This is a genomic window from Metabacillus fastidiosus NBRC 101226 (assembly GCF_001591625.1).
In the GTDB taxonomy this organism is placed as follows: Bacteria; Bacillota; Bacilli; order Bacillales; family Bacillaceae; genus Metabacillus; species Metabacillus fastidiosus.
The window spans coordinates 1-14,416 of sequence record NZ_BCVG01000095.1; the positions used below are offsets into that span (position 1 = coordinate 1).

The window sequence follows — 14,416 nt, forward strand, 5'->3', positions numbered from 1 at the left end:
GCACCTCTTTTTCTAGATTGTAACGGCTATGTATTACCATTAAGATACAAGGGTGATGGAGAGATAATTGGTAGAAGTGTATCGAGAGGCTCAGAAGTAGTAGAAGATGTTACAAAAGCAAAGATTGTACTAAAAAGGATAAAGAAGGTAGTTTTATTCTTACAGGATATCCAGAAAAATAAGAAAGTGGGGAATTTAAATGGATGAAAGTTATGATTTCTTAGAGGAGTTAGAAGATTTTTTAGGTGGAACATTTCACCAAGATATCAGTTCTCCTGAACAAACATTAGATGAGTTTATAAAAGAAGCTAGTAAAGAATGTTTGCTGTTTACAATAAAGCATTGTGAAGAATTTTTAAATAGTGAATTAACAAAACAAGAAAAGGAAAACATTATACAAAATAATGCAGAAATTTATTTTCCAGCAATTGAATTAACCCCGCTACAGTGGTTAATTCAATTAGTAGAGCAAATAAAAGAAGGTGTGAAAATAAAATAGAATTGTTTTAATAGAAAACCTTGGTTGGCTAAATGCCTTTCAAGGTTTCTTTTTCGTGGGGCTACCCAGTGCCGAACAAACCACTCTTTATTCAGATAGTAGAGGTATCCCTTGTAACCCCTATATGATGTTAGATCAAATTATATAGTGCGTACAAATCACTTTAAGTGGTAAGCAAATGAGTGAAAAATGGATAGAGTCAAATGAAAGGCTCATTAAAACAGTTGGAAAAGATAAAGCAGATGAGATTATGATGGAAAAACTATTGGACCCTAAAAATGTAGGGGAAAAGTTAATTCGTATTGATAAAAATAGTAATATAAAAGAACTAGATATAGATAGGTAAGATAATAAATTACAGTCCATAGCCAGGAGGGGATATTTTGGTCAGGGATAACATTAAAGATGAAAAATATTTTGATTATTTTATAATTGACGAAAATAAAAGAATTAATAAATTTGAGAATATGATTAAAAAAGTTATAGATGAAAGGGGAGAAGATGATGAAGGTGTAAGAAGTGCTTATAATTATTTATATGGAATATATTTTAGTGAATTAAAAGCATTGTATTCAGCAGGTCGTTCTTTTAATGAAATAAAAGATTATCTTTCAGATGTTCTGGAGATAATGGATAAAAACTGGGATCAAAATAGCGGATATGTAGAAATGGTATGGATGCTATCTATAGGGATAATGTTAGATGTTCAAGAGAAAGAAATGGGACGGTTAATAAAGTTAGTAAGGAAAAGTGAAATAAAAGACTATCTAATAGAATTTTTGATTCATTCTTATGATAATAGAAATGAAATTGTAACAGAAAATTGTAAATGGGAAACACCTTATGGATTTTTAGTTAAAGTAATAAATGAAAAAGATAAAGAAGAATCTGTAAGATTATTAAAAGAATATTTAGAGAAAAAATGGTATCCCGGTCATGGTGATATGGGTTGGTACGATACTCATGAAATCAAGGATGACTATATTTATAGCGGTTATTGGAGTTTTAAAAGCGGCGCAATTGTAAAAATCCTGAGACTTGATGATCATATGTTAAAAGAAGTTCCTTATTATCCGTATGATATGAGGCATTATAAAGAATAAGGTATAATTAAATGGAATAAAGAAAAGAGATTTTAATGTTTTTTGAAGGAAAAGCAGCTCCCTAAAATTAAGCTACAAAGGCTTAGTAAGATGATTCAAAAACCTTGATTGGCTATATGCCTTTCAAGGTTTTTATATTTCTAACAACTTTGATGGTAAACAAACGATATTGATAGCAGTGACATTTAAATAAAACTACCGAATGGAGCAGATTAGTAAATAAGGTGTCAAAGCAGGTAGAAAAAAGATTAATTGATTTGCCTAGGGATACAAAACAGTCTGTTATAATTGATATTAGAGGACAAAATGTATCAGATGAAATACTAGATGGATTGTATGAAAAATTATGAATAAAACTAATGGAAAAGTAGATATCAAATTTAAAACAAATTGATTGAGGTGAGAGAAATGGCTGTGGGATTTAAGGTGAAATATTACTGGTATCAAATTGGGCATGGCGATTTCTTACATTCATTTTTTTCTACAATAAACCATCATTTAGAGCAAAATGGATGGGGAACTGAGTATCCCTTCTTATTAAATGAACTCTATAACGGGAAACTTGAGAATAAGAATATTGATAGCGCTATAACTGAATTAGAAGCAATAAAAAAGAAATTACAGAATTATAGTCCATCACAAGTAATATGGGATATTGAAGATCTATCTAAAAGACCACCTTGGGGTGATAATATTAGTAAGAATATCAGTAACTTATCTAACTACTTTATAACAAGTGAGGGTGAGGACTTAATAGATATGTTAATGAAAGCATTAGAGAAGGGACTAAAAACTAATTCAGATGTTTATATAGAAAGCTTGTAAGTAATCTCCTTCTATTGATGACCTTGAAATTATATCAAGGTCATTTTTTATGGTTTAGGTAATACGGAGTGCCGAATAAACAGCCACTCTTACATAAAGCAGATTTTTGATACTCTTAAGGATACGGTAAAAAAGAAAGAGTAGACTTTGATAAACCAATTGGGAAATATTACGATGGTGATACTGGTGAACATCTTGAGACTACTAGAGGAATGATTCATTACGGAAAAGACGGTGCACATATAGTGCCTTCAGAACCATTAAAGAAGTAAAAAGAGGAGGATATACATGGAATATGACCCTTTAATAAAAGAGTTAAAAGAGTATAAAGATAGTGACCTGATAATAGAGTGGGATAGTGGATTAAAGATTATTGGTAAACTAGACACACTCTTTGAAACAGACAATGGGTTAGATGACGATGATGTAAATTATACCGAATATTATACAGTTACATTTCAAGTAAATGATATTTTAGCGCATCCTACTAGTAAAGAAAGTAGTTTATATAATTGGTTAATACAAGAGAAAGGTTCATTGATTGAAATTTCGCTTTATGATGACCCGCCAAGTGCAATTTTTTTAACTGACGGACAAACTGTATGGAAAAGGGATAGTCAAAAATAAAAAACGTTACTTTAAACATATACCTTGATTGGCTTATATGCTTTTCAAGGTTTCTTTTTTGTAAGATAGTTTGTGCGTTAAAATTAAGAGTAGGGTTAAAGCGCAGTCTGAGCAGACATCATCAATATTGTTCAAGATACTTTGATTCCTGCAAAGAAGAAAATAAAAGAAATTGATCCAAATCCAAAGTTAGATATAGGGAGTCTTTGGCTACTAGTCAAAAAGATTCATATAAGGAAACACTCCATTTGATCCAGCGACCTTTAATAACAATGTATTTATTGTTAGTGCTAAGTTGGATTAAGGTTTCCTTCTAAAAAAGGTGGAGCTGGCAGTGGAGCAGCTAGGTAGCAATTCAATAAATGGTGTAAAGAATATTGGAAAGCAAGATGTGCCAAAGAAATGATAAAAAGAGGGATAATTGAATGAAAATAGAATTGTTAAATGCAATTGATGAAGAGGTTGAAATGTGCCCTCAAGCATTTGGAGGGCCTGTTAATATTGAAGAAGTGAGACAAGCTGAAGATGAACTAAAAGTGAAATTACCAGAGGATTTTAAAATGTTTGTTTTGAAGTATGGTTCAGGAGCAGTTGGTGAAGCAATTGTTTTAGGATTGAGAGAGGCAGAGTTTGTTGTTACGCCGTCATTTGTAGAGAAATCTCTACAGTTTAGAAATATTCTTCCTGAAGGATATGAAAATTTTATTGTTATTGGAATAGACGGTGCAGGGAATCCAGTAGGTTTTAATTTCCCTAATACAGAAATCATTACATTTGATTTTAATTTTCGTGGAAAAGAAATTATAGCAAGCAGTTTTGAAGAATATTTAGAAAAAGCGCTTCGTGAAGAATTGAATATGCATTTTTAATTAAGAACTTATAGAAATGTTAGTATTATGAACAATATTAAACTTGAGAATGCATCAGGGAATTATTGATAGGTCATATAACTTTAGAAAGAGAGCGAGCTTAAGAAACCATTATAGGAGGCAGTACTTAAGGTGAAGCAAGCAAGAATAAGAAAATTAGTTCAGGAAATAAGGAAGAAAACATACCTTTTAGAACCTACTGATACACTAATAACAGAACTTCAGTCGCTTGTAACTTTTCCTGATGTAGGTGATTTATTTTATACTGATCAGGATCATGAATACATTAGTAATAGAATAATCGATTATGAGAACAGGAAAAAAGATAACCTATCCAAAAAAGATTTGGTTGATATGGTCACTAAGATACTAGATGTTTCTGGGAAGGAGTATGAAATTGAGAATCTTTTATTAATAGTAGAAAACGCAGTAAAGAATCCAGACATCTCAGATTATATTTACTATTTAGATGAAGATTTAACAGCTGAGCAAATTATAGAAAAAGCAGTTTCAAGTGAATAGTTTAATAGGGGATTAATAGTAATTTTAAGACGTTTTTGAGTATTATGTAGATAAAGGAATAGAGCGGACTACTTTGGATAAAAGCCTAGGTGATCTAATATATATTTAGAATGAACGGAGGCTGCTAAATGAAAAATAGTTTAAAAGAGAAAATTTATGCTCAAGGTTACCCTGATGCAAAAACAGCACCTATTGTATCTTTAGAAGATTTTTTTGAAGCAGATGTTGAGGAAAGTTCCATCGGTTGCAATCTTTTGGAGCACCCGGGTATCTTCACATTTCACAAAATTTTATTCAATATAAGAAGTAAAATTAATGTACAAGATGTGTTTGTTGAAATCATGGAAATAGAAGATGATTTAATATTTTCTGAAAGAATTTATATTCTCACTGATTCACATATTTCAGAAATTATACAGTGGATTGAACCGCTACAGCCAACTGAAATAGATGAAGGTTATACATTTGGAAAGCCATCTTTGGCACCTGAGTTGAGAGCTGATTACAAGGTGTTCTCTGTTTGGTGGGATTAAAAATACATTTAAAAGATTCCAAATGGAGAATAAAGAAAGGAATTTTTTTAATGCTATAGTAGTGGAGTAGGTTTTAAACTACCCAATCTTGAAGATTTTAGAAGCTATGTCAACAGTAGAGATTATTCAAACAGCATATTACATAAGAAAATTAATATATAAGAGATGGTGACAGCATTGAATAAAGAAACAGTCATTGCATTAATAAATAACGCATCAACAAAGTTTTTTATTGGAACTTTGGAAGATAGTAAAATTAGCAGTATTGAGAAAATGCTTCATGTAAAGCTGCCTGAAAGTTATAAATGGTTTTTAAGAGAGTATGGAACAGGAGGAATTGTCGGTATCGAGATTTTAGGAGGTGGACTTCGAGAGGTTCCTACTTGTGTAAGAGAAACGGAAGAGTGGAGAAAATATGGATTACCGCCGGATTTGGTTGTAATACAGAACTATGGAGTGGGTGTATATTGTCTTGATACTTCACGATTAGTTAATAATGAATGTCCGGTTATTGACTGGGAGCGAGATGATGAAGGTGCAATAAATGAATATGAAAATTTCTATACATTTTTAATAGAAAAGTTCTCAAAATAATCTATTAAACATTAATTGATTATTTGCGCTTCATTTATTTCTTTTTAGTATTCATATATATCGGGATTCATAGAAAGAAAACTATGTAGAAGTGGTATATAAATATTTTAATTACTTGGGAGGAGTTGTGAAATGATAGATTTATCTAATCTTCCTGATTTAATCAAAAATAACTCGGCAAGTGATGCTGAAATCAAGGAAGTAGAAGACCTAATGAAGGTGAAATTACCTCATACATATAAAAATTTATTAAAATATACGAATGGGTTTTCAATTGGTGGTGGATTATTAATTTATGGAACTGACGATATTGTGGAGCGGAATACTACATGGGAAGTAAATAAGTATGCAAACGGCTATATTGCTATTGGTGATGATGGTGGCGGCAATGTTTTTTTAATGTTACAAAGGATAGAAGAAACAGCGGTATTAATTGTTAATGGTGGAGTTATGAATCCGAACTATGCTACTGTAATTAGCTCCGACTTTAATGACTGGATTAATAGCGGTTGTTTCATTGAAACAGCAGAGGAAACTACAAATGATTTTCCGGATAATTGCAGTATTATCTTGATAAAATCTCCAAATGGAGGATTGAAGGAACTGGTGAAAATAAAAAATAAATTAGGGATTCCTATTTCAACAGCGGATTTGTTAAATGGTTCGAGAAATCTTCCTTTTACATTGGTACAGGAATTCCCATATGGTAAAGCAAAGAAGTTAATTGGGAAGCTGGGTGAACTTGGTACAGTACTGAATCTGACTGCTTCTCTAAGTAAGTACAGCAGTAGAGATAATGATTATGGGAGATGATATTTTTAAATGGCTGTAGGTTTATTAGTAGATTGTTTTTACTATGAACTAGGACATAGTGACTTTGTCCATTCCTTTTTTCAACAATCTCGTATCATTTAGAAAAAGAAGGATGGGGGAAGAAATATCTGTTACTGATGAATGAATTATACAATAGGAAATTAAGCTGGATTGATGTTTCAACTGCGAAAGCTGATTTAATAGAAATTGAACAGAAACTTTTGAAATACTCACAGCAATACGTTGTATGGGATATTGATGATTTATCAAAAGCTCCGCCGTGGGGAGATAAAATAAATCCACAAATTAAAAGCCTGGCAAATTACTTTACAGCTGCTAATGGCAGAACATTCTTTGAAGTAATGTGTGTAGCAATGGATGTTGCCAAAGAAGATAAGTGTGATATTAAGTTGAGGCATATTTAATATAAAGAAATTAGGAGGGGAAATGATGAAATGCAAACCGGAGTATGCTGCCAATATTATTGTTGGGATCAATTATAAGAATAGGTTTAGCTGGTATGTAACAGATAAGGATTATTGGATATTAGATTTAATCAAACGAAGAGATGATTTCTTAAGAAATGGCCATGAATATGATTTAGATCATATGTTAATGTCCAGGATGCATATTGAAGTTATAAATGAACATACGGTTGAAAGTTATTTGACTGCTTTAAGTGAGCATAAAGTTAAATCAATTGAACTTAAGAAATTGGTAGAGAAGAAAGACTATGAAGATACAATTTTATCTTTATATCCATCCTTATTCATTGATTTTGATAACAGAAGATTATTGTCGAGTTTTCCAGAAACACTTCCGTTTGAAAGATATGTACCAAGTGGATGGGTCGGTGAATACAAGCCGTTTGATGAATATATATCTGAACAGGATAAGTACTGGATTGCAGATGGAATTGATTTGATAAATGAAGCGTATCAGATATGAAAAATTTACTGTGATAGGAATAGATGGTCCAGGTAAGCCAATAGGCTTTAACTTGTTGTATCTGGAGATTATCAGATTCTTTATTGATGTGAATAAGTAAAAAAATACCATATATAATTTGAGAATATGCAGAAAAGCAGTTAAAGAAAGTATTCATTTTTAATAAGTGGGTGTAGAGAATGTATTAAAAAGGTATCATGTCGATGATGAGGTGATTTTATTGGAAGAGGAACTAGATTTATTTACTAAAATATTTTTAGATAGCGATGATGAAAAAACTTTTGTTATAGAAAGAGTTCGTAGCATCTTAGAAGGTAATGTCAATGGTTCAAATATAGTAACAAAGCAAGCGGATATATATGTTTTTAGTAATGGTGATTTTAGTGAACATAAAAGCAATGGAGAGAATGCTGATTTTTTATATTATAAGTATTATTTGGAAATCGAGCCAACTGAGCAAGCAAGTAAAGATAAGTATGTTTTAGAAATCTCTCATTTGTTAATAGAATTGTGGAATGCTGGTTTTAAAGCAGTAGCAGCTTGTGATTTCGAAGAATTGCTACCACGAAAAGGTGGTTATAATATTGATTATTTATAAAATAATTAAAGTGGAAAGAGTGCTGAAAATGGAGATAGATTATGACCCTTTAACAGAACAGCAAGGCTGATTTCTAAGTTGGAGTACATGCCAGAAAACAGCCTTTATAAATGGGAGTTCCGCAGAAATTATGCCAGAGTATTTTTTAATATCTATATAATTTATATCCAAGCTGTTCAACGGCTTTTTCAAGTTCTTCAATATGCCTGAGATTAACAATCCCAATATATAGACCGTCAGTATCGACATCAATACTAATACATTCCCAATTTTCATTATTAATGTATTTTGCTATGTATTCGATCGCTTCTTCCCCTAATAAATCATCATTATCACGTAATTCCAGCTGCTCATAACCCAGTTTATGCAGGAGCAGATTTAGATTATATACAACATCCTCAAAGTCTAATTTCCAATCGATATAAGCGACATAATAATTATCATTTAAATAATCAAAAGCTTCTTCCGCCTCTTTAACAGAGAAGATTTTTTCTTTTATTATTTTACTGTATAAATCCATGCTATCTTTCTCCTTATAAATATATTAGTTATTTTTAGTATTCTATTATGAATGATCAAAGTCCTTTGTTTAAAAGTATCTCTTACATTGTATATATGGTAAGGTATGGGAACACACGTTGAAAATGGGGGAGCGTAATGAATGAAAATATAATAAGAGAGTTTTCGGACATCCAAGATGAATTATTAGCTAAAGTGAAACTCGAAAATACTATTCAAAAAGAGGAAATACAATCTATTGCAGGAGTAGATTTAGCTTATTGGGATAAAGATGGAAAGGCATATGGCACTTGCTGTATCGTTGTGGTCGATTACCGTACACAGGAAGTTATCGAAAAAGTGTACAGCTATGGAGAAATAACCGTTCCTTATATCCCAGGCTTTCTCGCTTTTAGGGAGCTCCCATTAATTATAGAAGCGGTTCAGAAGTTAACGAAGCTGCCGGATTTGTATATGTTTGATGGAAACGGGTATTTGCATTACCGTCATATGGGCATTGCAACACATGCCTCTTTTTTCTTAAATAAACCGACAATTGGAGTAGCAAAGAGTTATCTTAAAATAAAGGATACAGATTTTATCATGCCGGAAAATGAAGAGGGCTGTTACACGGATATTGTTATAGATAATGAAGTTTACGGCCGGACACTCAGAACGACAAAAAATGTGAAGCCAATCTTTGTTTCTTGCGGGAACTGGATTGATTTGGATACAAGTACGGATATTGTACTGAATTGTATAAATAAAGAAAGCCGTCTGCCTGTTCCAGTGAGATTAGCAGATTTAGAGACACATAAGGTGAGGAAACAACTGTCAAAGTGAGAGAGCTGTATGTCAGCTCTCTGCTTCTATGTTTTCCTTCTCTCAAACAATCTCAAAATAAAGAAATTGCTGAATGAAAGTACAGGCAGCCTTACGACTTATCATTCTTATGCTTTATATTCAAAGCTCTTGCTTGTGGGGGATCTGATTCCTGTATAGCTCCATCTTCTATCGAAACAATAACCTCATCTCCAACCTCGTACTTTGTTAAATCATTTTTATTTGGAAGATGAATGAATATTCTAGAGATGGAATCTGTCTCCATAAAAATTCCATTTCCTTCTTTACTTATTTCTAAAATTTTTCCTTCCATAGTGAATTCTTCCTCTATACCATCTTTTGTAACTTCCTTTGTATTATTACATCCGGCTAAAAGTAATAACACAAATAAAAGCAAATATACGGTCCTTTTCATCATATCTCTCCTCATACTGTCTTTATAAATTAGACGTTTAGAAAGTATTATTCGTTACGCAAATAACTTCTGTTAAATTTGAAGCTGTGCATATGAATTATGGTAAACTTAAAGTATATAAAACGATGGGCAGGAGGGTCCCTGAATGGAAATGAAAAATAGATTAGATGAACCAATTTCTGTTTTACGAGGAATCGGGGACGAAACGGAGATTTTACTGCATGAGATGGGAATTCGGACGATCCGGCATTTAATTGAATATTTCCCTTATCGTTACGAAGATTATAAATTAAGAGATCTTGCGGAAGTGAAGCATGATGAAAGGGTAACGGTTGAAGGAAAGATACATAGTGAACCGCTGTTAACATATTTCGGTAAAAACCGGTCACGTCTTTCTATTCGTGTACTAGTTGGCAATTACTTAATTACCGCTACCTGTTTTAACCGTCCATATTATAAATCAAAATTAGAGTTAAATATGACAGTAACAGTATCAGGAAAATGGGATAAGCATAGGCAGACGATTACTGTCCAGGAAATAAAATTCGGACCGCAGGAATTAAAACAGGAGCTTGAACCTGTTTATTCTGTAAAAGGAAAGCTGACAGTAAAGGCGATGAGGAAATTTATTTCTCTTGCGATGCAGCAGTTTTCAGAAGATATCGTTGAAAATTTACCGGAGGAAATGCTTACGCAGTATAAGCTTCTTACGAGAATAGATGCGATTAAAACGATTCACCGTCCGATCGAGCATGAAAATTTAAAGCATGCGAGAAGACGATTTGTATATGAAGAGTTTTTGCTATTTCAGTTAAAAATGCAGGCTCTTAGGAAGATTCAAAGGGAGCAGTCAGCAGGTAATGCACACGAGATTAATGAACAGAAACTGAATGAGTTTATCGATTCGCTGCCTTTCCCGTTAACAACTGCACAAAGAAGAGTTGTTGATGAAATTTTAACTGATTTAAAATCACCATACAGAATGAACCGTCTTCTTCAAGGTGATGTTGGAAGCGGGAAAACAGTTGTTGCGGCGATTGCCTTATATGCGGCCATTTTATCAGGATATCAAGGGGCGCTTATGGTGCCGACAGAAATTTTAGCGGAACAGCATGCGGAATCTCTTTTTAAACTATTTGAAAAATTTGATGTAAACCTTGCGTTATTATCGAGTTCTGTCAAAGGAAAAAGACGAAGAGAACTTCTTGAAAGATTAAAAGCAAATGAGATTGATATTTTAATTGGAACACATGCACTCATTCAGGATGAAGTTGATTTTCATAAACTTGGGCTCGTTATAACAGATGAGCAGCATCGCTTCGGTGTGGAGCAGCGCCGGGTTTTAAGGGAGAAAGGAGAAAGCCCTGATGTTTTATTTATGACGGCAACTCCTATTCCAAGAACACTTGCGATTACGGCATTCGGTGAAATGGATGTTTCTGTTATCGATGAGCTTCCTGCAGGTCGGAAAACGATTGAAACATATTGGGTAAAACCAGATACATTAGAGCGGATTTTACAGTTTATCGAAAAAGAATTAAAACAGGGAAGACAGGCATATGTCATATGTCCGCTCATTGAAGAGTCAGAGAAGCTTGATGTGCAAAATGCAATTGATGTTCACAGTACATTGACGTTTTTCTATAATGGACGCTATAAAGTTGGTCTTATGCATGGAAGGCTTTCCGCTGATGAGAAAGAACAGGTAATGCGGGAATTTAGTGAAAATGAAACAGGGGTATTAGTATCAACAACTGTTGTCGAGGTCGGTGTGAACGTACCAAATGCGACAGTGATGGTTATATATGATGCGGAGCGCTTCGGACTGTCCCAGCTTCATCAGTTAAGGGGAAGGGTCGGAAGGGGTGACGCGCAGTCGTACTGTATTTTACTCGCAGATCCGAAGTCAGAAACTGGAAAAGAGCGAATGCGTATTATGACTGAAACGAATGACGGTTTTGTTCTTTCTGAACGGGATTTGGAATTGAGAGGTCCTGGTGACTTTTTCGGAAAGAAACAGAGCGGGATGCCTGAATTTAAAGTTGCAGATATCGTTCATGACTACCGGGCGCTGGAAGTTGCAAGAAATGATGCGGCAAAATTAATTAATTCGGATGCGTTTTGGAATGATCCAAAATACGAATTATTAAGAGACAGTTTAGAAGATTCGGGTGTGTTAGACGGAGAGAAGCTTGATTAAAGGAAGTGTCCAAATTGCCTGTCATACAATATGAAGTGTATATAAATGCGCCGCCGGAAGTGTGTTACGATCTTGCAAGGGATGTTGAAACACATACGAAAACAACCGCTAAGACGAAGGAAAGACCTGTTGGCGATGTGACGAGCGGACTTTTAGATCTCGGAGATACTGTTACATGGGAAGCGGTGCATCTCGGTGTGAAGCAGAGATTAACGGCGAAAATTACAGAAGCCGAAAGGCCGTATCGTTTTACTGATGAAATGGTAAAAGGGGCTTTTCACTCGTTCACACATACACATGAATTCATAAAGAGCGGCAGCGGAACATTGATGAAAGATACATTTGATTATAAATCACCTTTTGGGGTGATTGGGAATCTTGCAGATAAGCTGTTTTTAGAAAAATATATGAGGGATTTTATTATTACCCGTGCTGATAAATTGAAGGAAATTGCAGAAGAAATGAATATAGGGTTATGAAAGGAACGTCGTAAAGGGCGTTCCTTTCCTTTTATAGACGTATATATTTATTATTACCCGGAAGCTTCTTAATCGTGTTCCATGCTTCAATCGCATCTTCCCGGCTTTTCCCTTTATTTTCAGAATCAGCGAAGAAATCACGAATAAATTGATTGTATTCAAATTGTGGAGCGATTTCTTTCTTATATGCAGGGTCTTTCTTTCGCTGCTCCTCTTCATGCCAGGCAGTCACGACATCCCGATACGTCTTTCCTACATTATTTTTAAAATAGTTTTGAATATAGGTAGAAAAGTGAAACGAAGGAGAGATAACCGTTTTGAAAAAAGCTCTCGCATCTTGGCTACAGCGGTGGTTTTCCGTAATGACTGTATCAAGGCTCAGCTCTTCCTGCTTTTTTTCTTTTGAGCTTGATTTTCTTAACGGCTTTTTGATTTCACCAGTTAAAAGAAATGTTTCGATCCGGTCTGTGATTTCTAATTTCGACCCGCTTGCGCTCATCCCGTTTTCTCTGCAAAATGATTGCAGTTCCTCTTTTAACCAGTAAAAGTTTTTAAAATCTTTAATATGTATTTCATTGGTAAGCAAAGGTCTCATTTCTAACAACTCCATGTATTATTCTTTTATACCGACAACACGGATTCTTTTGTAATCTGCTGTCCAGCTGCCATTGCTGTATAAAACTTCTTTTAGATTATTTTCTGCATTTCTTATGGCAGCCTCTTGTATATCCTCATCTATATTTCTAAACATATTCCCAGCAAACATAGTGATCCAGTTTCTTAACCCATTTTCTCCTTCTAAAGCAGTAGGCCGGTCAAAATGCTGAGCGAAGGTTACTCTAAACCCGGATTTCTCCATTAAAGAGGAATATTCACCGATGCTTGGAAAATACCATGGGAAATTCTCTTCTTTATAGTTTGTATTTAAAGATTTTAATTGATTAATAATTTCAGATGTAATAAGCTGAACATTTCCTTTACCGCCAAATTCTGCAACGAATCTTCCGCCTTGTTTTAAGCTGCGGTAAATACAGTGCAGAGCTTCATCCGCTTCTTTTACCCAGTGAAGGGTCGCATTGGAAAAGACAGCATCAAATTCATTCATATAATCTAATTTTATTGCATTATGAACGTTAAACGGTATATGCGGATATTTATTTATTGCTTGATGAATCATATTTTCTGATTGATCAATACCGGTAACATCAACCCCCAGTTCATATAATCTATTAGCTAAATCTCCTGTTCCACAACCAAGATCAAGAATTTTTTCTTTCTTTTCAGGTGCTAATACATTAACTAGATCATTGCCAAATGTTGAAACGAATGAATGTTTTCCATCATATAAATTTGCATTCCAGTTGTTAGTCATATGCAATGTCTCCTTATTACTTTAATGAATTAAAAGCAGGATCGCTTCCTTATTGTTCACAGCTTCTTTAAAATATTGAAAAAGTTCTTCATAGTTTTCCAGTAAATAATCCTTATCATCTTCTGTCCATTGATCATACATTGGGTATATATCTTGTTCATTTAACTGTTCGGCACTGAATCTTTCAGAAAAATCATCTACAGTAATATGTTTTAATGCATTGAAAATTTCTGCTGCTTCGTCTGCTTCGAGATAGCGAAGCGGCCCATAGCCTAAATCATTGCCAATCGCAGTTCCGCCAAGTACCACTTCACCTAAAGATGTATTAAGAAAGTCTTCTAAATTTTTTTCACCGGTTAATAGAAAGTAAATTCCATGCCATGCTTTATCAATATCACATTCTATTTCTTGAAGCCTTTCTGATTCAAAAATAATCTCTTCTATTTGTTCCGGGTGCAGCTTTATATGTTCCAACAGTTTAGTTGAAATTCGAAAATAACGGGCGGTCATCCCCATTTCGGCATCCCCCTTTAGAAATTTATATTATTTATTATAAGCGACATCTAAAAAGGAAATGGTTGAAAAATGTCGAATTTACTAGAATTTAGAAAAAATAGAATGGATAGGAGCGGATTTGATTGGATGATGATAGAAAGTATAAAGTGAAACTTCTATCAG

General features: G+C 33.8%; 22 protein-coding genes and 2 pseudogenes. 19 read left to right on the plus strand and 5 right to left on the minus strand.

Going from position 1 to position 14,416, the window contains the following annotated elements; translation table 11 throughout:
• The 16 genes and pseudogenes from BFA01S_RS23110 to BFA01S_RS17290 all read left to right on the plus strand — a co-directional run.
• A pseudogene (locus BFA01S_RS23110) lies at nucleotides 1-182 on the plus strand (hypothetical protein); the annotation flags it as partial.
• Nucleotides 183-199: 17 nt separating this feature from the next.
• Complete coding sequence (locus BFA01S_RS17235; RefSeq protein ID WP_066233529.1) at nucleotides 200-499, plus strand: contact-dependent growth inhibition system immunity protein; 300 nt, start codon at nucleotides 200-202, stop codon at nucleotides 497-499.
• Nucleotides 500-677: 178 nt separating this feature from the next.
• Nucleotides 678-845 (plus strand): hypothetical protein, encoded by a 168-nt coding sequence (locus BFA01S_RS22520; RefSeq protein WP_156483836.1) that lies wholly within the window; start codon nucleotides 678-680, stop codon nucleotides 843-845.
• Between the two features lie 37 nt (nucleotides 846-882).
• Nucleotides 883-1,602 carry a PoNe immunity protein domain-containing protein gene (locus tag BFA01S_RS17240; protein ID WP_066233533.1) on the plus strand — a complete coding sequence of 240 codons (720 nt, stop codon included), beginning with the start codon at nucleotides 883-885 and terminating at the stop codon, nucleotides 1,600-1,602.
• Nucleotides 1,603-1,826: 224 nt separating this feature from the next.
• On the plus strand, nucleotides 1,827-1,952 hold the full coding sequence (locus BFA01S_RS23515; RefSeq protein WP_268874887.1) for a hypothetical protein: 126 nt from the start codon (nucleotides 1,827-1,829) through the stop codon (nucleotides 1,950-1,952).
• 58 nt (nucleotides 1,953-2,010) lie between these two features.
• A complete protein-coding gene (locus tag BFA01S_RS17245; RefSeq protein WP_066233536.1) occupies nucleotides 2,011-2,427 on the plus strand; it encodes an immunity 70 family protein in 417 nt (138 codons plus the stop codon).
• Between the two features lie 137 nt (nucleotides 2,428-2,564).
• Nucleotides 2,565-2,699 (plus strand): annotated as a pseudogene (locus BFA01S_RS22075) (polymorphic toxin type 50 domain-containing protein); the annotation flags it as partial.
• Between the two features lie 16 nt (nucleotides 2,700-2,715).
• A complete protein-coding gene (locus tag BFA01S_RS17250; protein ID WP_066233541.1) occupies nucleotides 2,716-3,054 on the plus strand; it encodes a hypothetical protein in 339 nt (112 codons plus the stop codon).
• A gap of 425 nt (nucleotides 3,055-3,479) precedes the next feature.
• Nucleotides 3,480-3,923, plus strand: a complete 444-nt coding sequence (locus BFA01S_RS17255) for an SMI1/KNR4 family protein (RefSeq protein ID WP_066233544.1) — start codon at nucleotides 3,480-3,482, stop codon at nucleotides 3,921-3,923.
• A gap of 132 nt (nucleotides 3,924-4,055) precedes the next feature.
• Nucleotides 4,056-4,445, plus strand: a complete 390-nt coding sequence (locus BFA01S_RS17260; protein ID WP_066233548.1) for a hypothetical protein — start codon at nucleotides 4,056-4,058, stop codon at nucleotides 4,443-4,445.
• A 128-nt stretch (nucleotides 4,446-4,573) separates the two neighbouring features.
• Nucleotides 4,574-4,978: a hypothetical protein gene (locus tag BFA01S_RS17265; protein ID WP_066233552.1), complete on the plus strand. Its 405-nt coding sequence runs from the start codon at nucleotides 4,574-4,576 to the stop codon at nucleotides 4,976-4,978.
• A gap of 177 nt (nucleotides 4,979-5,155) precedes the next feature.
• Nucleotides 5,156-5,572 carry an SMI1/KNR4 family protein gene (locus tag BFA01S_RS17270; protein WP_066233555.1) on the plus strand — a complete coding sequence of 139 codons (417 nt, stop codon included), beginning with the start codon at nucleotides 5,156-5,158 and terminating at the stop codon, nucleotides 5,570-5,572.
• A 132-nt stretch (nucleotides 5,573-5,704) separates the two neighbouring features.
• Complete coding sequence (locus BFA01S_RS17275; protein ID WP_066233558.1) at nucleotides 5,705-6,385, plus strand: SMI1/KNR4 family protein; 681 nt, start codon at nucleotides 5,705-5,707, stop codon at nucleotides 6,383-6,385.
• Nucleotides 6,386-6,519: 134 nt separating this feature from the next.
• Nucleotides 6,520-6,810 (plus strand): Imm70 family immunity protein, encoded by a 291-nt coding sequence (locus tag BFA01S_RS17280; RefSeq protein ID WP_369690833.1) that lies wholly within the window; start codon nucleotides 6,520-6,522, stop codon nucleotides 6,808-6,810.
• Nucleotides 6,811-6,835: 25 nt separating this feature from the next.
• A complete protein-coding gene (locus BFA01S_RS17285; protein ID WP_082800056.1) occupies nucleotides 6,836-7,333 on the plus strand; it encodes a hypothetical protein in 498 nt (165 codons plus the stop codon).
• A gap of 166 nt (nucleotides 7,334-7,499) precedes the next feature.
• A complete protein-coding gene (locus BFA01S_RS17290; RefSeq protein ID WP_169800498.1) occupies nucleotides 7,500-7,931 on the plus strand; it encodes a 1,4-dihydroxy-6-naphthoate synthase in 432 nt (143 codons plus the stop codon).
• A 145-nt stretch (nucleotides 7,932-8,076) separates the two neighbouring features.
• On the opposite strand, the gene BFA01S_RS17295 is transcribed toward BFA01S_RS17290, so the two are convergent.
• Complete coding sequence (locus BFA01S_RS17295; protein WP_066233566.1) at nucleotides 8,077-8,451, minus strand: DUF6630 family protein; 375 nt, start codon at nucleotides 8,449-8,451, stop codon at nucleotides 8,077-8,079.
• 137 nt (nucleotides 8,452-8,588) lie between these two features.
• Between BFA01S_RS17295 and BFA01S_RS17300 the strand changes: the two genes are divergently transcribed.
• On the plus strand, nucleotides 8,589-9,272 hold the full coding sequence (locus BFA01S_RS17300; RefSeq protein WP_066233568.1) for an endonuclease V: 684 nt from the start codon (nucleotides 8,589-8,591) through the stop codon (nucleotides 9,270-9,272).
• 91 nt (nucleotides 9,273-9,363) lie between these two features.
• Here the strand turns inward: BFA01S_RS17300 and BFA01S_RS17305 are convergent, their stop codons facing one another.
• Nucleotides 9,364-9,687, minus strand: coding sequence for a DUF3221 domain-containing protein (locus tag BFA01S_RS17305; RefSeq protein ID WP_066233570.1), 324 nt, complete (start codon nucleotides 9,685-9,687; stop codon nucleotides 9,364-9,366).
• 151 nt (nucleotides 9,688-9,838) lie between these two features.
• Between BFA01S_RS17305 and recG the strand changes: the two genes are divergently transcribed.
• The gene (recG, locus tag BFA01S_RS17310) at nucleotides 9,839-11,887 is read left to right on the plus strand and encodes an ATP-dependent DNA helicase RecG (protein WP_066233586.1); all 2,049 of its coding nucleotides are present in this window, start codon (nucleotides 9,839-9,841) and stop codon (nucleotides 11,885-11,887) included.
• Nucleotides 11,888-11,901: 14 nt separating this feature from the next.
• Nucleotides 11,902-12,366, plus strand: coding sequence for an SRPBCC family protein (locus tag BFA01S_RS17315; RefSeq protein ID WP_066233573.1), 465 nt, complete (start codon nucleotides 11,902-11,904; stop codon nucleotides 12,364-12,366).
• 31 nt (nucleotides 12,367-12,397) lie between these two features.
• On the opposite strand, the gene BFA01S_RS17320 is transcribed toward BFA01S_RS17315, so the two are convergent.
• Genes BFA01S_RS17320 through BFA01S_RS17330 form a run of 3 tightly spaced genes read right to left on the minus strand, consistent with a single transcriptional unit; the run spans nucleotide 12,398 to nucleotide 14,254 of the window.
• On the minus strand, nucleotides 12,398-12,961 hold the full coding sequence (locus BFA01S_RS17320) for a DUF6434 domain-containing protein (protein WP_066233576.1): 564 nt from the start codon (nucleotides 12,959-12,961) through the stop codon (nucleotides 12,398-12,400).
• An 18-nt stretch (nucleotides 12,962-12,979) separates the two neighbouring features.
• Entirely contained in the window at nucleotides 12,980-13,738 is a 759-nt protein-coding gene (locus tag BFA01S_RS17325; RefSeq protein ID WP_066233579.1) for a class I SAM-dependent methyltransferase, read from the minus strand.
• A gap of 21 nt (nucleotides 13,739-13,759) precedes the next feature.
• Nucleotides 13,760-14,254 carry a YfbM family protein gene (locus tag BFA01S_RS17330; protein ID WP_066233582.1) on the minus strand — a complete coding sequence of 165 codons (495 nt, stop codon included), beginning with the start codon at nucleotides 14,252-14,254 and terminating at the stop codon, nucleotides 13,760-13,762.
• Nucleotides 14,255-14,416: the final 162 nt, after the last annotated feature.